This is a genomic window from Emticicia fontis, from assembly GCF_054779675.1.
This window is the reverse complement of record NZ_BAAGXU010000046.1, coordinates 264,850-283,785: the sequence shown is the minus strand read 5'-3', so window position 1 is coordinate 283,785 and position 18,936 is coordinate 264,850. Positions and strand designations below refer to the sequence as shown.

Below are 18,936 nucleotides of genomic sequence, written 5' to 3'. Positions count from 1 at the left end.
TCTACTCACACCCCCGAATCTCCGCCGAAAAAACACTATACTTCTCCACCACAAAACCCGGCTTCAGTACAATAGATTTCCCTGCTTCGTAGCAGACATTCGGGGCAGGGGTATAATCAGGCTCTCCGATTTTTTTGGATGATTCCAGCGCTAGAATCGCCTTCGTCCGTTCTACTCCGGTCGAGACATTATTGGTGACTGTTACATTCGTCTGGGCTACCACTACATCAATATTAGCTATGCCTCCGGTACTACAATTGATGATATATGAAGTAGTCACGATTGGGCTAACCTTGATATAAGTTCCCGTCTGGCTTGTATTGCCATCAGTCCACGTAATAGTTCCGCTGCAACCACTGGCGGTGAGCATAACAGTCGTATTCGGACAAATCACAGGCTTTGCGGGCATAATCGTAATAAAATTCTGCCCGTTACAATTGCCTGCCTGCATAATCGTAATACTCCCTTCTGCACTTCTGCAACCCAATGCCGACTCGCTCCAGCCTTTATAAACACCGGGTTCGGTTATCATTCTTATATTTTTATTGCTCGCAGTCGTTGCGGTTGTCCGGGCATTCTGGGTAGGGGTGCTCCAATAAAAAGAATCCGCAGGATTAATCGTTTCTCCGGTCACAAGCGTTGAGCCACCTTTGCAAATCGCCGGATTATTAGTCGTAATACTCGGTATCGCAGGCTTAGGATTCACCACAATCCTGAAAATGGTCGATGAGTCGCTGGCGCAATTATTATCCTTTATCAATACCTGATAATTGGTAGTTGTTGCCGGCGAAACAGCAACAGCCATCCCCGTTGCGCCATTCGACCAATAATAAGTCACATTCGCATTATTGGCAGAAGCCGTCAACTGGACACTCTCCCCACTACAGATAGTAGCAATGCCCGAAATCCCCGGTCTGCCGGGCTTTGATGTTACTGTTAATGGCGCACTGGCCACCCGCGCGCTGGTACATCCTCCGGTTTCGCAGGCAGCATAGTAGGTAGTATTCGCATCCGGATTATGTACCAGATTATTACCCGAACCAATACTTGTTCCACCCGAAGCCGAGGTATACCAATACAGCGTACCTGCCGTAAAACTAGCCGAAAGCGATACCGGACTTCCCCCACAAACCTCTGCTTTATCCACCATCACATTGGTAGGGCTGTCCAGATGGTCGTTCACCACCACTTCTTCCGTCCGTATTCTTTCGCTAAAACAAATACCATTTTCGCAAGAAGCAAAATACGTATTCGTTGAATCTGGCGTTATCGTAATCGTATTGCCTCTGCCCAGAAAGGTGCTTGAACCCTGAGGATATCTATACCAGGCAGCGGTGCCGATTTCGCAGGTAGCCGATAAAGTAATGCTTTGACCTCTGCAAATACTTGTTTTATTGACGGTTACATAAGTAGGCAGCTTGGGCTGAGGAATCACATCTATTGGCGTGGTTGGTACTCTCGGACTCTCACACATCTGGTTGATACAAACACAATAATAAGTAACACTCGTCTCCGGCGATTGAGTGCCCCCATCAAGCACTGACCCACCTGTCGGCGAATCATACCAATAAGCACCTCCTGCCGCGCACGCTCCGCTCATATTCACGGGTGTCAGACTACATACCTGCGTTCTGTCAGTATATACATCTGTGGGTTGATCAGGTACATCCAATACCATTACTGTATCGGTCGGTACCCGATTGGTGGTACATAAACCATTAGAACAAGCCGCATAATACCGCGTATCCTGTGTCGGAATAATCTTATAATTAGTGCCAATACCCATACTATCGGCTTCGGTTTGGGTCTGGGTCAGATACCATACCAGTGTGCCATCGCTGCACGACCCCGTTAAGCTAACCTCGGTACCCCGGCAAACTTTTTTCTTACTGATAGTCACCCCTGTAGGCATATTGGGTTTGGCCAATATCCGCACTTCACCAGTAGCCACCCTGCTACTCTCCTGAAAATCATGATAACAAGCCGCATAATACACACTATTGCTTATCGGAGAAAACTTAAAAACCTCACCAGTGCCAATCAACTCGGTGCCCGTAGCGGTCGAATACCACCTCACAGTTCCCGTATAGCAAGTGGCGTGCAAGTCAACACTATCGCCCACACAAACCCTATCCGAATTGGCATATACATACATAGGCGCATCTATTGCCTGTTTTTTATTGGCATCTTTACGTAAATCCGTATCTAATGTATGAGGTATTGAGGTCGGTGTTGAACTATTTTTTACAACAGCTATTTCAGCCTCAGTTTCCGTAATAGCATAAGCCGGAGATGTCTTTTCGTGGATACATAGGGTAGGGGCATACGTTGCCAACCCATGAGTATTATTAAGCAGGTCAGGTTGTTGTGCAGAAACCAGCATAGGTAGCAACATACCCAGCATTAAAGCCATACACTTTTCAACAGTAAAGATGTGTTTCATTTGCCCGAAATTTATATGATTAAGGAAGATTCTAGTCAAAACCTATAGAAAAGCATTGCCTTAGGCCAAAGCCGGGTATATACTTCTCTGAAAGCCGGAATTTATATCCGTAGCTTTCTTTAATGTTATACTTAATGGGGAGTGTTTTAATAGAAAAACCACTTATAAAAAGGCTATAAGCCCACTATAAGCAGCAGTTTCTTTCAGGAGAGGTAATTAGGCAAACAGGTGATAGAACAAAAAGCTGTTTCAATAGAGTAAAACTGATTTTAGAGGGAATTTGTTTAAGATTATTTAGATAAAATTCGGAGAAGCCAATAGGCTTGTTAAATACACTTTCAAAAAGTCACCCCAAATCCCATTTTTTTCTCAGACTTTATTAAAACAGGTCTGAGAAAATAAAATTTATGTGAGATAGTTATTATAAATAAGGTTTAAAATCCTGGCTGTTTAATTACCTCAGATAAATGTTGCTCAATAAAATGAATATAATCTTCTTCAGATGCAAATCCCACCGATTTAAGCCAGTCTACGCCTCTTTTTCGTATATTTTCTTCAGTATAAGGTCTTTTTTTGTTCAGATGAGAGCTAGGTATAATCGTAACAATAACCGTATCGCCAACAGTAAGAGCGGCATTAATACCTTTTCTGTTTTGTGGATAATCCGTTACATTTTTCAATAGGCTATTCATTTTTATATTTCCTTCTCCTAAATTACTTGCAGGGCCAGTATCACCAATGATAGCAAAAACTAATTGTTTATTTTCAAGATTATAAGCCACTACCAAATCTTCTTTTTGCGCACCAAATTTTGTCAAAGCGTTTTTCCCTCCAGGCAACACCATTCCGGGAATTTTTGTAGCATCTAAATAATAATTACAATCACATTCACCCTTGTCAGCAATCGGGCCATTATTCACGGCTGTCTTTGAGCCAAAATAACCTTTATTTGCCCCTGTTTTAAATACACATGGCTTGCCGTTTTTATCTTTTACTAAAACACTTTGCCAGAGAAGTGTATACCCTTCTTCAACTTTTGTATAATCAGAAGCTATAAAGGCCTCAATTATTTCATAAGATTTCCTGACCATTTCTGTTTTTTCGGCCTTCGTAAAATCACTTGGTTTTTTGGTTACACAGGCTTTAAATTGCTGACTATAGTCTGAAATGGGTTTATTAGGGATACTTATACAAAAACAATCGCTATTTCTATAAACAGCTACCGCATTTAATATCAAATTATACGCTAATTTACTGGCTCTTAAATCTTCAGGATGATATGACTTCGGTGCCCCATCTGTATTTATGCGTAAATCTGTTTTATAGAAAATCAGCGATTTATCAGTCGAATCCTTAAAAAGTAAAATATCCTTATTTCCAAATTTCGCCTGATTGTTCTTTTTAAATGATTGAGCTTGACCCACCAATGCAGTAAAAAGAAAGATAAATACTAGTCTGAAATTTACCTGATGGAAACGATGACTTTTCATAGGAATAATAAATTAAACTATGCTATTTAATATTAAGAGAAAGCCCTAATCTACCTGTAATCTTGTTTTTGAGATCATGGTGGGAAAAAAACTGATTTGTATAGTAGATGCTAAAATTATCAAATCTAACTCCTCCCATGAAATCTAACATTCCAAGAACTTTTTTATCCTCAATTAATATGGTTTCATAAAACTTTTTTGAACCATATACTAAACTCCCGGTCAGATAACTAAAGAAATCAAAACGATGCGCATCAGTCCGGTCGGTTAAACGTACAATGAGTTTGTTTTGTAACTGAGTATAGCCGAAGAAACTTGTTTCATCGTTTGTGATATAACTTCCGGCAATGGGCAAATTAGCAGTAAAGTTTGTTAACAATTCCGATGAAAAAGAGGTGTTTGAAATATTTGGCGATTGTTCGGTATTTATTAGCGGATACTTAAAAACAAGTGCGCCTTCTCCACCACCCGAAGCAACTTTGAACAGCGTGCTATTGGCTTTATTTGAACTGTCAATTGATAATAATAGATTCTGAAGCCCTTTCTGATCTAATTTGCTTATGTCGGCTGGGTTAGGTGTAATGGCTTTTTGCTTGGCCAGAATGGAGTTTAAACTGACTCTTATTGGTCCCAGATAACCAGCTATAATTTCAGAAGACACAGAACCATTATTAGCCCAGGCAGTCAAATTGTTCTGTCCGAAGAACTCAAACTCTTTGAAAGATTTTGAATCAAAATACTGGATAGCCGTGAACTTGTCCTTGGCAGGAAAGAATACATCATATTTTACAGCTGCAACAAAAATTCTGATTCCATTTTTATAGTTTATTTCTATCTCTTTAAGTCCTTTCGCAAACTCATCTTCTATTGCCTGTATTTCGTTGTTTATTTCAGCTTCTGTTTTGCCGGTTCTATCTATAGCATTTAAATTACTGGCTCTTACTTTTTCGAGTGCTTTTATGGCTCCATTTTTTTGATTTTTCATCGCCTTTAAGGATGTATTCAATCTCTGATTGTCTGATGGAGTTTGGAGCGAACTTGTACTTATAGCTGATATAATACTTGCCGTTGAAACAGTTTGATCAAATGCCAAATCGATACTTAATTTTGTAGAATTTCCGACAATTACTTGTTTTGACGCAAACCCAATAAAGGTAAAGTCTATCGTATCCCCGGTTTTTCCATCAATTGTGAATTCTCCTTTGGCATCCGTAATTGTACCTTTGTTACTGTTTTTATTAAAAACAGTAACACCTGGAAGCGGTTCTTTATCTGTCGTAACAATACCGGAAATTGTTTGTGCCGGGCACTCTAATATTAGAGTCAGAAGAAAGATTGTAAAAACAGTCAGACGAATACGCATATGATAATAGCAGTTTAAAAAGTAATCTGAGAATTAGAGAAGTAAAAAACAGCGAAAATTATATTTGATACAATGAAAATTTATTATCCGGTTGTTTTTAAGTATAAAAATTGGAAAGCAGAATAATACAGCAACATAGGTCAAAAAATAGAAGAATTGGCAGCCCATTTTAATTATAAAATGAGGAGGGTCTTTATAAGGACTCTCCTCATTAAAGTTTTGGACTTATCAGAAAACAATTTGTAGGTTAAAAATTGTTCGGAGAAAAATAACACCCTTATTGAGTGTAAGATAAACTCTTTTTAATATCCTCTATAGGAGCCGTATCTTCTGAGATCAAAGCATTATCAATCAATTCTCATCGTATTTTAAAATGCTTGGCACGAACCATTATTTCGCCACCCCCAACGCATCCATCCAAACCCGATACCCTTGTTTCTCCCGATTACCCACTGCATAATAAGGAATAGCTGTAAAAGCGAGTTTCTTTGCATTCCCGTCGGTAGCTGTGCCATGAATCACATTAATGCCATTCAATAACTGAGGCTCAAAATCCAGTTTGAAAGAAGCATTTTTAAGAATTTTCAACTGGCTAAGGTCAGCATTATCTACACTTTCCAGACAATACACAATCGGGCCGGAAGCAATAGCGACCTTGTTTGTCAGGTCAGCCACCTGAGTATTGGCACTGACAAGCCTTGGCTGCATCGGTAGTTCTACTGTCACAACATCGCCTTTTTTCCAGGTTCTGTTTACTACCGCATAGCCATCCTTTATGCTCAATTCCTCGGCTTTGCCGTTTACTAAAAGCTTTACAGACGATTGCGATCCGGCATTATACAACTCAAATGGATTTTCCTTACCCTGTGCCCAACCCGGAATACGCACCATCAAAGCAAATGCACTCTGTTTTTCAGGATTCAGTTTCAATTCTACTTTGCCGTTCCACGGATAATTCGTTTTCTGTTCAATAGCCGTTTTGATTCCTTTAGAAACCTCCACATTTGCCGAACTACCCACAAACAGATTCACATACAAGCGCTCAGGCGCAAAACTATAAATATACTCAGGCATCGCCGACACAATCTTCAAAAACATTGGCGGACAACAAGGGCAAGAATGCCAGTCCCAACGTGCGTGTTTATCCGAATTCAGCGGATTCTGATAGGTATATTTAGTGCCCGATAGCGAAATACCCGTCAGTACATTATTATAGAGCGTCCGCTCAAACTCATCCATGTATTTAGCATCACCAGTCAGTTCGTTCATGCGCTGACTAAAAAAGCCTGCCCCAACGGCCGCACAGGTTTCCAGATAAGCATCTGTCGGCAGGAAATTATCCGGCCCGAATTTCTCGTCATTATGAATCGCACCCACACCACCCGTCACAAACATCCGCTTACCTACCATATTATTCCAAAGTGCATTGGCCGTTCGGATATACTCCGGCGAATGGTTCTCCAAGGCCGCAGTTGTGATTCCTGTTGCCAGTAGGGTAGCCCTCACCGCGTGCCCTTCAATGGTTTTTTGCTGAAACACCGGAATCGAATCCTGCGCATAATCGCCCCATGTCGGACGACTGGTATTGCCAAACTCAGCAGCCTTATATTGCTGGTCTTTAATCCATTTTTCCGATTTATCATTTCCCCAGCTTAACCACAACGGATAACCCGCATTTTTACCCCTGTTTTCAATCCAGAATGTAGCCAGGTCATAATACGCCTGTGTATTCACAGGAACTTTTATTTGAGTCTTCAACGATGGATTATTCTTATAAAGCCAGTACAACTCAATCAGAGCCTCCTCAGGGCCTGAGTGCGCCGGAACAATATTTCGTTTAGGTGATGGCCCCATCAAGCCACTCATATAATTGGCATATCTCGTGGCTACTTCCAGCAATTTAGTCTTACCCGTAGCCTTATAATAATGCACCCCCGCATCTACCAGCATCCCGGCATTATATACATCGTGTTGCCAGCGTAAGAAACCACCATTATCGCCCCAACGGTGCGTTGGCTCCATTAAATCGGTATACGTATTGAGGTAGCCGTTAGGGTCAGCCTCCTGCGCTTTTGCAATGCGGTCGATAAGGGCATCCAGCCGCGCTTCAACCTGTTTGTTGGGGTGTTGTTTCAGTAAATCACCGATACCGCGGATAGACTCGTACACCAGACCATCAAACCACGGCAATCCGGCATGGTGGTTCGTGCCTTTTTTGCCTTGCGCTACCTCATCAAAATTCCTGAATACATCGTTTTTTTCTCTTTCCTCGGCCGTAGACAGGTTTCTGGCCTCAAATTTATCCAGCACATCGTTGGCTGTAGTAGTCGCATACAAATCCAGTTTCGGCTTCCAGAAAGCATCATTGATGCGTACATCTTTCACAGGCTGTATCTGATTCACAGATGCCTGCGCCAGTACCTCATTTGCATTGAGACCAGCCACCAAAGCCGCCCCCAAAACAAAACCATTAACACATTTTTTCATGAACAAGGTTAAAGTTTATATAAAGGTTGAATATTATACCTACAAAAATAGGAGGAAGTTTGATAGGGGAACGAGGTTTTGGGAATTTTAATTGTTGGGTAAAGGGGTTTAGCTAGTTGACTAGTAAGTAGTCCTAAAATAAGTTTTCAGTTTCAACTACCCTATTGGTTACACTATTCAATCAATTGCCTCCAGCTTTAGCTGGAGTTACTAAATAAACCTAACTAAATTGGCTTTAGCCAAAAAAAACTTCCAGATAATACACTATTATTTGGCTAAAGCCAATAGGGAGATTATTTTCTTTTTACCCCATTTAAAAATGGGGGCTATTGAAAAAAAATAGCGCTTTAAAAAATTCAGTGTCTCGACAGAGTCTCCCGTGCGCAATTGCCAATGACAAATCATGAGGACGTTTATCTACTACTGAAAACTATTGAACTTCTTGATTAGTATAGGATGAATCGAAATATCTCAAAAAACAATTTAGCGCCTTATAATAAATTTATAGCCTAATTATAGTTTATAACTCTTGGTTCGCGTAAATTCGCAAATATTTAAAGCCCAGTATTATCTTTTAATGAAACATTATTTACGCCTAATTATACTTCTGCTGTTTATTTCCTGCGAAGAAAAATTGCCAAAAATTGAAGCAAATTTTACTTATAAAACATTAGGAGACGGAAAAGTGCAATTTTCTTGTCCTATAAGTAATGTTAATTATAGTTGGGATTTTGGCGACGGCAATAAATCAGCAGAGCAAAATCCATCCAATTTGTATTTAAAAAACGGCAATTACAACGTAACATTAGTAATTAGCAATAATAAAAGTCAGGATTCCAAAACACAAGCATTAACAATTGTTGACGCTCCAAAACCGACTGGTAATTTTTCTTTCACAAACCAAGGGAATGGTAAGATTCTGTTTAAGACAGACGCGCTAAAAGTTGATTCATACCTATGGAATTTTGGAGATGGTGAAAGTTCAACAGAAAAGGAAATTGAGCATCTCTATAAACTAAATGGAACATATCAAGTACAGCTGACATTAACTAATAGCAATGGTAAAACAGAATTAAAGCAGGAAGTTAAAGTTAATGATTCTCCAAAACCAATAGCAAAGTTTTCATTTAATAATATTGGCGATGGAAAAATATCATTTTCTAATGAAAGCGAAAATGCGGATAGTTTTAAGTGGGATTTTGGCGATGGATCAACTTCAACAGATAAGAGTCCACAACACACCTATGCAAAAAATGGGGATTTTAAAATAACTCTGGATGCTGTAAATAAAAATGGTACTACTTCTTTTCAGAAAACTATTACAATTTCTAATGTCATAGTAACTTTCGAGCATATTATTGAAAACCAGTCAAACTATCCAATTATAGTCTACAACGACGATAAGAATAATGTAGCACATAACTTTCCTGAAACAACTGTCTCTGCAAAATCTAAAGTTACTATAAAGTTAAAAGTCTCTGAGTCGATAAATTTATCTATAAAATCCAACGATAATGCATTGCAATTAGAGCATTCCGCTACTGGTAATAGAACTTACGTAGTTGATGCATACAAATTCTTATTTGAAATCAAATTTACAGGTGATTGTAAACCAATTAAGATAGTCTATTCATCTGAAAATAATACTGACACTTTAAATAATATCCCGTTAAGTTATTTACTCCAAATTAAAACATTTGGTTTAGACTTTTTTGAAGTTCAAGGATTTAAGAATAATGTCAATGGAATATTAACATTAGAGTTGAAATATAAAGAAAAAATAGTAAGAATAGATAATGTATCCACACCATTCGGGAATATAAAAATGAAGTTCAATAGAAAAAGTAATAACACTGAAATCATCAAATATAACCCGGATGAATGGCCTTGTGGTGTCTATAACGGTCACCTTTTAAGTACAGGACCCAAAGGAGGATGTTATTATATCAACAACAATAATAATAAAACTTATGTTGATAGGGGTTTATGTAGTTGTGATTAAAATTTAGAAGTCTATTGATTACTGAAAAGCCTCAGAGTGTTCATGTTTATTATAGGCAATGCAAAGTATATAGAAGACTTTGAGGAACCCAAAAAGGCCACCTCAAACCGAGGCAGCCTTCCAAAAAGTCTTCCGCATACTACCCCAAAACCCCAACCAATTCCATCAAATCCCCGATAATATAATCAGGATTAGCGGATTGTAATTGCTCTAAAGTATGGGCACCAGTCGTGATACCGATACTTAAACCACAACCGGCATTTTGCCCTTCCTGAATATCAATGATGGAATCACCTATTTTGGCAACCTGAGTGCTATCAGTAATGCCGAATCTTTGCATCGCAAATTCAATCATATCAGGGTTTGGTCTGTTGCGGGGTACGTCTGAGGCTGTTACCAGTCCGTCTATTGGGTTGCCTTCTTTCCAGTCTAATTTGTCAATGATTGATTGTGCCGTAGCGCGGTCGTATCCCGTGTTGAGTACCGCCAGTATGCCGCGTTGTTTTAGTTCGGCAAATAATTCAGCTGCATTGTTTTGTGGCAGAATCTCTTCTTTGGCGTAAGCTTCAGTCAACTGCACAATAAAGCTATCATAGATGCGGCTGGTTAGCTCTGCATCGCTTACATTGGCATAGACAGATAAAATGGTGTCAATGGCTTGTCTTTTCTCTTTTCCTGCGCCTTCTGCCAGCACCTGGTCGAGTGTGAAATCAAAACCTGCCTCGTTGATAGCCTTTTGCAGGGTTTTATAAACCACATTATTTTCGTTGACGGTTGTGCCGGCCATATCAAACACTACCATGCGTATGTTTTTGCTCATGTATGAATATATTAATTGTTTTCAGGGTTCAATGCCTGTGTCGGTCAAGATTAAAACAACAATTGCAAATTAAGCTAAAATTAGAAGTGATACACAATGTTTGGCAAAACAAACATATCGTATGCCCCTTTTCCTTGTCAGCGTGATTAAGTTTATGTTAAACTTGCTTTTTATAAAAACATTTTATTAATTGGAGTACTAAATCAACATTCACATGAGAAAGTTTTTGCTGTTTGCTTTATTGATTGTATTGGTACAGAATAGCTACGCCCAGATACGTGTATTAAAAGACGAAAGAGGTGAGATAGTAACTGAAGTTATGTATTCAAACCGGGTAACAGTAAAATATAGAGGAAGTGCTTATTTAAAGGATTCGGTAGAACTTGGTACATTCTCAATAGCTGGCGGACAAGAACTCCAGAAACCTGTTCTTTTTGATGTGTTGGATCAGAACTTTCTGGCTTATATAGGTGATAAATTCGTGCCTATACAAAATACTGATTTACAGCTGGGCAATCTCCAATTACAATATATCAAAGGTGGTTATCATCATGGAAGATATATCACCGGCGCTTATTACGAAACCTATTACAATACTAAAGTGAAGATTCTGGTTAAGTATGGGTGTGCGATTAAGAGATATGATAGAAATCTGAAAGAGAAGATTCCTGAGCAAATTTTTAATAATTATGCAGGAGAACTCATCCATCAAAAATACTATTTCCTGCAATTTCCTGACACGAAAATGAGAGAGATAGACCTCAATAATAAGTCTGTCAGATTGGCTTTGACTAAACAATACGATGGCATAGACAACCATATCCGCCAATGGAATAGAGATATTAAAACAGAAAAAGATATAGCCGATTTACTGGATTATCTGGACAAAGACGGGATGTTGTAAAAGAATTTTATGCTGTATTGCTTTTTATAAAAATATTTTATTACTTGGGATAATAAATTCGAAAATCCGATGAAAAAACTCCTGCTTGTGGCTATTGCTCTTTTATTTGAACTAAACGTTTACGCCCAGACGAGGGTAATACAAGACGAAAGAGGTGAGTTGATAACTGAATTTGACTATCTGACCCAAAGAGTGGTAAGGTATCGTGGAAGTATATTTTTAAAAGATTCGGTTGAATTAGGAACCTTCTCAGTTGCTGGCGGACAGGTATTGCAAAAACCTGTTCTTTTTGATATGCTGAATCAGAATTTTCTTGCATATATGGGTGATAAATTCGTATCCATAAAAAATACTGATTTGCAGTTGGGCAATCATCATCTGAAATATATCCGGGGCGGTTATTACGAGACATATTATGATGCCAAAGTCAAGATTCTCATTAGGTATGGCTGCACGCTTAAAACGTATGATAAAAACTCTAAAGTGGGTATTCTCCCTCAATTTGCCAGCAATTATTCTGGGGAAGTAATACATAAAAAATATTATTACTTACAGTTTCCTGATAAAAAACTGAGAGAGATAAGCCTCAACAATTATTCTGTAACCCTGGCTCTTGCCAAACAATACGATGGATTGACCTATCATATCCGCCAATGGAATAGAGACATCAGAACAGAAAAAGATGTAGCCGATTTACTCGATTATCTGAGCAAAGACGGAATGTTGTAAAGGCTTAAAATCCAATTGCTCAATCACGCTTTTACCAGTACCTCGCTAGGAGCCATACCAAACTGTTTCTTAAAGGCAAATGAAAAGTGTGAGAGGTCTTCGAAACCCACTTCCAGATAAGTATCTGTTACTTTGCGGCCCGTTTTTTCCAGCAGAAAATAGGCTTCCTGCAAGCGTTTCTGCATCAGCCAATGGCTTGGGGTATCGCTAAATGTCTTTTCAAAATCCCGTTTGAAAGTTGATAGACTCCGGCCTGTCATATAGGCAAATCGCTCGATGCTCACATTGAATCTGAAATTCCGGTTCATGAATTCTTCCAGATTGATTTTTGAAGGCTCCGAAAAATCAAAAAGAATGGCATATAGCTCAGGATTCGTTTTTAGCAGAATCAGCAATAATTCTTCCCGCTTGACATCAGCAAAATAAGGGTCTATTCTATCTTTAGAATCATAATAAGGCCCCAACGATTGCAGAAAATGAGGAATCAGTACATCCGGTCTGAGTTTCAGAAAAGTATCTCCTTTCTCACTTTTGGTAAACTCCCAATGATATTTTTCCTGACAACGTTTCAGAAAGGCTTCGTCAAGCACTACCACCACTTTCTCAAATTCATCATTCTGTTTCTGCTTATTATAGCGTGCCAGATGATTTTTTCTGACTATACAACATTCACCCGGCTCCAGCGTAGAATGCTTGTTCCCATCATAGCCATTCATTCGCCCTTTCAGGAGGTACAGGAAAAAATGCTCCGAAACAAATTGCTCCGGCGAAATCTGCGGCCCTAAATAGCAGGAGGTGATGGTATTTGCCTGTGTGATGTTCATTTCAACGCAATTCTTATTTTAATCATTCACTAAATTAAACCTAAACAAACTATCAGTTGTAGCCAGCAATGCCTCTTCTTTAGTCCGGGGCTGCCAGCCTAATAATCGTTTAGCTTTTTCATTGCTGGCATCTCTATATCTACTCACCATCGGCACCAATGCCTTTGCCTGTGGATTAAACAAGGCCGCAATCTTTACCAGCCAGTCGGGCAATTTTTTTGTGGAAATCTGATCTCCTTTATCTCCCAGGCGACTTTTCAGAAAAGCAGCTATTTCCGGCAGACTCGTTACGCCATCTGATAAGGCCAGAAATCTTTCACCCTTCGCCGCCGGATTCGTCATGGCTCTGATATGTAAATCAGCTAAATCGCGCACATCCACAATACTCAGTGTCATATTCGGAATCGCTTTCATCGACCCATCCAATACTTTCAGCAAAAGCTCAAAGCCACTGGATAGTTTTGCGGTAAAAGCAGGCCCAAAAATCCCCACCGGATTAATCACTGATAACTCTAATTTTCCTCCCTCACGCTTCATAAATTCCCAGGCAGCTTTCTCAGCCATTACTTTCGATTTATTATAGGTCGATAGCCCCTTTTCATTGGGGTTCGTCCAGCTTTCTTCTGTAATTACCTTTGTAATATCGGTATGACTATAACCCACTGCACCGAAATTAGAGGTCATTACTACCCGTTTTACTCCAGCCTCACGCGCCGCTTTCAGCACCCGGAGTGTACCCTCCACAGCAGGCTTTATCATCTCATTTTCATCTTTTGGAATACCCAGATAAATAGGAGAGGCCACGTGCAATACATAGGTACAACCCTCCGCCGCCTTATCCCAGTTGGTATCCGATAGCAAATCAGTCTCCACGAACGACAGGTTCTCAAACGAATGAATGCCCGCCACTCGTAGCATATCAGTCACTTCATTGGTTCTTTTCAACGAACGCACGGTAGTACGGACTTTATAACCTTTTTCTAATAATTGCGCAATACAGTGAACAGCCACGAAACCCGTTCCGCCTGTTACTAAAACTAATGTATTTTGTGTTGAATCGCTCATAATCTTAAATTTTATGAGGCAAAATTAGACAACAAACCAATAGCTGACTTTGTTGTGAAGTTCAATCTTATTTTGTTGTGGAGGCCAGAATTGGGGAGGGGATTTGAGGGACTGTTGAGACTTGTCTAATACTTTGGTATTAACAAACGACATTAAAATATACTCGTTGGGTGAAATTGATTTGAAGGATTTAATATATCGTCCCTACGGGACTTTTCTTTTAAAAATGACCATCTTTTCTACCGATATATCGTCCCTCTGGGACTTAAAAATATCCCGTAGGGATGCTATATCGGTAGAAAAAATATGCTTTTGAGAGGGCAGTATCCCGTAGGGATAATATATTTTTAATTTCACCCAACGACATTAAAATATATTTAAATGAAACACTTTAAGCAGTAAGAAAGCAATGCTCCATATAATCAAAAGAGCAATTTGTAAACCAATCATTGGTTCTTTTTTTAGAAAACAGTATCTGAGTATCACAAGTCCCATAACCATATAAAAGAAGCCAAGCCGTTTATCAGTTTCATTTTCCAATTTGGTTTTTTTATCTAAATCGATATAGTTAATTTTATTTTTTATTATACCGTACACTTCCGTATAAGCATCACTTTTATTCAAATCATAAAGGGCTGATTTCTTTATTTTTAAGTCTATCGTATCTCCCGCTAATACTGAAGTCTTGAATTTAGCGTGGCTAATAGATTGATAAGCCATTGACTTAATTTTAAATGTATTTTGATATTGTCTGGTTGTTATAATTATCTCTCTAAAAGTGTTAGATTTTGATGTATATTCGTAATATTCCGGAGTGTTGATAAGTGTTACCTTTATTGACACAAGCTCGTTATCATGGATAGAATTATCTCTGAAAAAAAATAAAGAGAAAGTATAATTAGCCCTGATGATATTATAATACTTAATACCTTTTGTATTGGAGTAAAATAAGAATAACTAGATTTTTCGTAGTAAAGTGAAGACGACATTCAGCTTAAGTATTATAGAGTTTAATTCTTTTAACCAATTATATTTATTATTCTTTGTACACGGATGACATTACTGAAAATAATCATAATAAATCAATTTAAAACCTGATACATCCATCACTTCCGCAAAAACGGCTTTTTAAAACGATACCCAAATTCTTTCCCAACCCCTATGCTTAATTCAGAAAACGATTTAAGTTGATAGTATTTAATGAAAACATTAAAATTCCTGCGAGACTGAGTAATCTGCCCCTGCCATTCAATATTATTTCTGAATATAGCGACTTTCCCTGTAATTAGCCCGTAAGAAAACCGCCGTATTGTAATATATGTACCTAAACCTATAACCGGACCTGTTGCAGATTGCTTATCAGTTTTTAAATCCAGATGCCCATAACCAACAGTTGCGTTTAAATTTTTAAGAAACCATATCTTTCTGCCAAAGTTAAAATCCGTTTCGAAACTATACACTTTAGAACGAAAGTTGTTGTAATACGAAACTTCACGATAATGCCATCTGGCATTCATATCAAAATCACAGTGTAGGGCAAAATGCATAAACTCTGTTTGTGCATTCAAAAACTGATTCCCACGTAAATCTGACTGCAAACCAAAGCTACTGTTTAATACCCCCGCTCCATAAATAGGACGAAATGTAATATATAATTGTCCACCCACCGGATTATTCAATACTCCACTATTGGCATAAAAGCATACTCTATATATATCAAAGAAATCTCTAATGCAATCATCTTCCATTTTGACAAGAATACGGGTGGCGCCCTTTAAACGATATTCTTGGGTAACTAAACCTACAAACGAAAAAACCAAAGTAGCATTGGCATCAGAGACATTGATAGAAAAAGTACCATCCTGCTTGGATTGTGTAGCATTGTCTGTGCCTTTTTCTATAATAATTACTCCCGGCCAGGGCTCTTTTTTATAAGAAGCCAACACCTGTCCGGTAATCAATAGTTGGCTCCATACCTTTGGTGTAATACAAAAGAGGAAGAAAATGCAGGTAAGTTTTTTTATCACAGGCTTTATTTATTAATACTATTATAGACGAGAAATAGAGCTTTTGTGCTTAATTCAATTGATTATTTTTCATAATAAACTTAGTTTTAAATGACATTTATAATTCATAGATGCTTCAATAAAAAACTCCTAAATTGCCTAACAATCATCTCATTCAAACCCCAACATCACCCAAACCATGAAAAGAACCGAATTTATACAGAAAAGCTTTCAGGGCTTAGTAGGCTTAAGCCTCTTAGAACTGATTTCTACCCGGGCAATGGCCGCTGATAAACTGACTGTCCAGCAAATTATTGATACGATTCTGAAAAATTACCAAGGCGAGCCCATCAAAAATACTAACGATACCATCAAGGCCGGAAGCGCCGATCTGGTAGTGACAGGTGTAGTAACTACCATGTTCCCGACAGTAGAAGTAATCAGAAAAGCACATGAGATAGGCGCCAATTTCCTGATTGTACATGAGCCTACTTATTATAACGGAAGCGATAACAAGACCCTCGTAGCCAACAATACACAAGTACAATTGAAAGAAGAATTACTGCAAAAACTGAATATGTGCATCTGGCGTTTTCATGATTATTGCCACGCCATGCGCCCGGATTTTGTGAGCTATGGTGTAGCGAGAAGCGTAGGTTGGGAAAAATACTATGATATGAATTCCAATATCCTGAATATCCCCGAAGCCTCAGTGAAAGACCTTGTGAAACTATTTAAAAAAGGCTTGAAAATCAATCACCTGAGATACATCGGGAAGGATGATAAACCCTGCAAAAAAGTAGCTTTGCTACCCGGCGCCTGGGGAGGTTCCAGACAGATGTCGACCTTAGTCAATCAAAAGCCTGATGTAATTATAGTAGGGGAGGCCGTAGAATGGGAAACGGTAGAATTTGTAAGAGATTGCCAGAATCTCGGCCACGAATCTGCCCTGATTATTTTAGGCCATAGCGTGAGCGAAGAACCTGGAATGTTGTATTTCTCAGAATGGCTCAGAAACAAAATCCCTGATTTGAAAGTGACTCATATCCCCTCAAACGACCCCTTTAAATGGGATTAATATGTATCACGATTTTTCAAATCGTTTGATAGTTAATGCATGAAACCAGTACAAAAACAAACAGCCCGATAGTAAAACTACCGGGCTGTTTTATAATATTAACCTGAATCTTAATACAAATTTTCAGGATTGCTGATTTGGATAGTCTTGACTTTTCCCGCTGAACCAGGGCTGGCATTATTAATAGTATTAATAGTCCCACCGAAGCCTTGCGCACCAGCACCCCCATCTCCTCCACAACCACCTCCGGCATAACCTGAAGTTGAACTATAAGTAGAGCCTGTGCTATTAGCTCCAGCCAAGCCGCCGTTAATTGCAATTGTGCCTTGAGTTATGGTAGGAGCGACTATGATAACAATGCCACCACCACCGCCGCCACCCCCAGGTCTGATGCTAGTGTTGCTGCTAATACCTTCAGAGCCATTTCCACCATTTGCACGAAGGTTACCATTGTTAGTAATAGGGCTTCTGGATAGAAGAACTATTAATCCACCGGCTCCACCACCACTACCATTTAAAGAGGCTGGAGGTGCTGAGCCTAATCCGGTAGAAGCGTTGCCTCCATTGGCATTAATGGCTCCGTTTATCAGAATAGTTCCCTTTGAATATATCGCAAATGAACCACCACCACCGCCACCATAGTTAAATTCCCCACCGGAAGAAAATCCTCCTGCCGCACCACCATAAAGCGGAATGTTTATCAGACTCGGAATACTTGATTCTCTTATTGCTTTTGAAATAGCATCTGAAGATAAAGCAAATGTTCTGGCTACGCCTTTATCTGGAGGTGAAGCAACTGAATTTTCTGAACTTTCTACTGAAATTGTTCCGTTGATAGTAACAATACCTGTACTTCTTAATTTTATACCTGATGGTATAGTAAACGTCACCCCACTATTCACAGTTATGCTCGAAAACTGATAATTTAATGAGGCTGGTGGTGAAGTAACCCAGTTGGTATTACTAGAAATAGTCAATGCGCCAGCAGAACCATCGCCATATAAAGCGTCCGAACTACCGCTTCCTCCACTACTTGGTGTTATCCATTGTGTATTGAAATTAGAATCATCTACTTTAGCCAATACCTGACCAGTAGTTCCACCTATTGGTACACCTGGCCCGGTTGCTCCTGTTACGCCAGTAGCACCCGTTGCCCCAGTAGCTCCGGTTACGCCAGTAGCACCAGTTGCTCCTGTCAACCCGATAGGTCCTTGTGGACCAATATCGCCTGTAACCCCAGTAGCTCCGGTTACGCCAGTAGCACCAGTTGGTCCGGTCAACCCGATAGGTCCTTGTGGACCAATATCGCCTGTAACCCCAGTAGCTCCTGTTACGCCCGTAGCACCTGTTGCTCCTGTCAACCCGATAGGTCCTTGCGGACCAGTATTTCCTGTAACCCCAGTAGCTCCTGTTACGCCCGTAGCACCTGTTGCTCCTGTCAACCCGATAGGTCCTTGCGGACCAGTATTTCCTGTTACTCCAGTAGCTCCTGTTACGCCAGTAGCACCAGTTGGTCCGGTCAACCCGATAGGTCCTTGCGGACCAGTATTTCCTGTTACTCCAGTAGCTCCTGTTACGCCCGTAGCACCTGTTGGTCCGGTCAATCCAATTGGTCCTTGCGCACCAGTAGTGCCGTTAGCACCAGTTAAACCAGTGGCTCCGGTAGCACCATTGGTTCCTGCTATACCCGTAGCACCGACTGGTCCTTGCGGCCCAATGGCACCA

General features: G+C 39.6%; 14 protein-coding genes. 4 read left to right on the top strand and 10 right to left on the bottom strand.

Annotated elements, in window-relative coordinates; translation table 11 throughout:
• Position 1: 1 nt before the first annotated feature.
• From ACYVFA_RS20885 to ACYVFA_RS20870, 4 genes are all read right to left on the bottom strand, one after another.
• On the bottom strand, positions 2–2,443 hold the full coding sequence (locus tag ACYVFA_RS20885) for an Ig-like domain-containing protein (protein WP_460473799.1): 2,442 nt from the start codon (positions 2,441–2,443) through the stop codon (positions 2–4).
• Positions 2,444–2,877: 434 nt separating this feature from the next.
• Positions 2,878–3,933, bottom strand: a complete 1,056-nt coding sequence (locus ACYVFA_RS20880) for a hypothetical protein (protein WP_460473798.1) — start codon at positions 3,931–3,933, stop codon at positions 2,878–2,880.
• Between the two features lie 22 nt (positions 3,934–3,955).
• The gene (locus tag ACYVFA_RS20875; protein WP_460473797.1) at positions 3,956–5,296 is read right to left on the bottom strand and encodes a carboxypeptidase-like regulatory domain-containing protein; all 1,341 of its coding nucleotides are present in this window, start codon (positions 5,294–5,296) and stop codon (positions 3,956–3,958) included.
• Between the two features lie 390 nt (positions 5,297–5,686).
• Complete coding sequence (locus ACYVFA_RS20870) at positions 5,687–7,783, bottom strand: glycoside hydrolase family 127 protein (protein WP_460473796.1); 2,097 nt, start codon at positions 7,781–7,783, stop codon at positions 5,687–5,689.
• A 577-nt stretch (positions 7,784–8,360) separates the two neighbouring features.
• Between ACYVFA_RS20870 and ACYVFA_RS20865 the strand changes: the two genes are divergently transcribed.
• Positions 8,361–9,785, top strand: coding sequence for a PKD domain-containing protein (locus ACYVFA_RS20865; protein WP_460473795.1), 1,425 nt, complete (start codon positions 8,361–8,363; stop codon positions 9,783–9,785).
• A gap of 139 nt (positions 9,786–9,924) precedes the next feature.
• Here the strand turns inward: ACYVFA_RS20865 and ACYVFA_RS20860 are convergent, their stop codons facing one another.
• Complete coding sequence (locus ACYVFA_RS20860; protein ID WP_460473794.1) at positions 9,925–10,605, bottom strand: HAD hydrolase-like protein; 681 nt, start codon at positions 10,603–10,605, stop codon at positions 9,925–9,927.
• A 214-nt stretch (positions 10,606–10,819) separates the two neighbouring features.
• Between ACYVFA_RS20860 and ACYVFA_RS20855 the strand changes: the two genes are divergently transcribed.
• Together ACYVFA_RS20855 and ACYVFA_RS20850 are read left to right on the top strand one after the other, a co-directional pair.
• Entirely contained in the window at positions 10,820–11,509 is a 690-nt protein-coding gene (locus tag ACYVFA_RS20855; protein WP_460473793.1) for a hypothetical protein, read from the top strand.
• A 69-nt stretch (positions 11,510–11,578) separates the two neighbouring features.
• Complete coding sequence (locus ACYVFA_RS20850; RefSeq protein WP_460473792.1) at positions 11,579–12,238, top strand: hypothetical protein; 660 nt, start codon at positions 11,579–11,581, stop codon at positions 12,236–12,238.
• Between the two features lie 23 nt (positions 12,239–12,261).
• On the opposite strand, the gene ACYVFA_RS20845 is transcribed toward ACYVFA_RS20850, so the two are convergent.
• The 4 genes from ACYVFA_RS20845 to ACYVFA_RS20830 all read right to left on the bottom strand — a co-directional run bounded on the left by ACYVFA_RS20845 (position 12,262) and on the right by ACYVFA_RS20830 (position 16,154).
• Entirely contained in the window at positions 12,262–13,062 is an 801-nt protein-coding gene (locus ACYVFA_RS20845) for a helix-turn-helix domain-containing protein (protein WP_460473791.1), read from the bottom strand.
• 18 nt (positions 13,063–13,080) lie between these two features.
• Positions 13,081–14,127, bottom strand: a complete 1,047-nt coding sequence (locus ACYVFA_RS20840) for an SDR family oxidoreductase (RefSeq protein WP_460473790.1) — start codon at positions 14,125–14,127, stop codon at positions 13,081–13,083.
• Between the two features lie 366 nt (positions 14,128–14,493).
• A complete protein-coding gene (locus tag ACYVFA_RS20835; protein WP_460473789.1) occupies positions 14,494–14,847 on the bottom strand; it encodes a hypothetical protein in 354 nt (117 codons plus the stop codon).
• Between the two features lie 386 nt (positions 14,848–15,233).
• On the bottom strand, positions 15,234–16,154 hold the full coding sequence (locus ACYVFA_RS20830; RefSeq protein WP_460473788.1) for a carboxypeptidase-like regulatory domain-containing protein: 921 nt from the start codon (positions 16,152–16,154) through the stop codon (positions 15,234–15,236).
• A 178-nt stretch (positions 16,155–16,332) separates the two neighbouring features.
• Between ACYVFA_RS20830 and ACYVFA_RS20825 the strand changes: the two genes are divergently transcribed.
• On the top strand, positions 16,333–17,211 hold the full coding sequence (locus tag ACYVFA_RS20825; RefSeq protein WP_460473787.1) for a Nif3-like dinuclear metal center hexameric protein: 879 nt from the start codon (positions 16,333–16,335) through the stop codon (positions 17,209–17,211).
• A gap of 110 nt (positions 17,212–17,321) precedes the next feature.
• Here ACYVFA_RS20825 and ACYVFA_RS20820 read toward each other — a convergent pair.
• Positions 17,322–18,936 (bottom strand): hypothetical protein (locus ACYVFA_RS20820; RefSeq protein WP_460473786.1); only part of this gene is annotated, 1,615 nt, incomplete at its 5' end.

Excerpts from the sequence above, each read along its gene's own strand:
- ACYVFA_RS20845 (WP_460473791.1), bottom strand. The coding sequence starts at position 13,062 with ATGAACATCACACAGGCAAATACCATCACCTCCTGCTATTTAGGGCCG.
- ACYVFA_RS20835 (WP_460473789.1), bottom strand. The coding sequence starts at position 14,847 with ATGGCTTATCAATCTATTAGCCACGCTAAATTCAAGACTTCAGTATTA.
- ACYVFA_RS20870 (WP_460473796.1), bottom strand. The coding sequence starts at position 7,783 with ATGAAAAAATGTGTTAATGGTTTTGTTTTGGGGGCGGCTTTGGTGGCT.
- ACYVFA_RS20885 (WP_460473799.1), bottom strand. The coding sequence starts at position 2,443 with ATGAAACACATCTTTACTGTTGAAAAGTGTATGGCTTTAATGCTGGGT.
- ACYVFA_RS20865 (WP_460473795.1), top strand. The coding sequence starts at position 8,361 with ATGAAACATTATTTACGCCTAATTATACTTCTGCTGTTTATTTCCTGC.
- ACYVFA_RS20875 (WP_460473797.1), bottom strand. The coding sequence starts at position 5,296 with ATGCGTATTCGTCTGACTGTTTTTACAATCTTTCTTCTGACTCTAATA.
- ACYVFA_RS20850 (WP_460473792.1), top strand. The coding sequence starts at position 11,579 with ATGAAAAAACTCCTGCTTGTGGCTATTGCTCTTTTATTTGAACTAAAC.
- ACYVFA_RS20880 (WP_460473798.1), bottom strand. The coding sequence starts at position 3,933 with ATGAAAAGTCATCGTTTCCATCAGGTAAATTTCAGACTAGTATTTATC.
- ACYVFA_RS20825 (WP_460473787.1), top strand. The coding sequence starts at position 16,333 with ATGAAAAGAACCGAATTTATACAGAAAAGCTTTCAGGGCTTAGTAGGC.
- ACYVFA_RS20860 (WP_460473794.1), bottom strand. The coding sequence starts at position 10,605 with ATGAGCAAAAACATACGCATGGTAGTGTTTGATATGGCCGGCACAACC.
- ACYVFA_RS20855 (WP_460473793.1), top strand. The coding sequence starts at position 10,820 with ATGAGAAAGTTTTTGCTGTTTGCTTTATTGATTGTATTGGTACAGAAT.
- ACYVFA_RS20840 (WP_460473790.1), bottom strand. The coding sequence starts at position 14,127 with ATGAGCGATTCAACACAAAATACATTAGTTTTAGTAACAGGCGGAACG.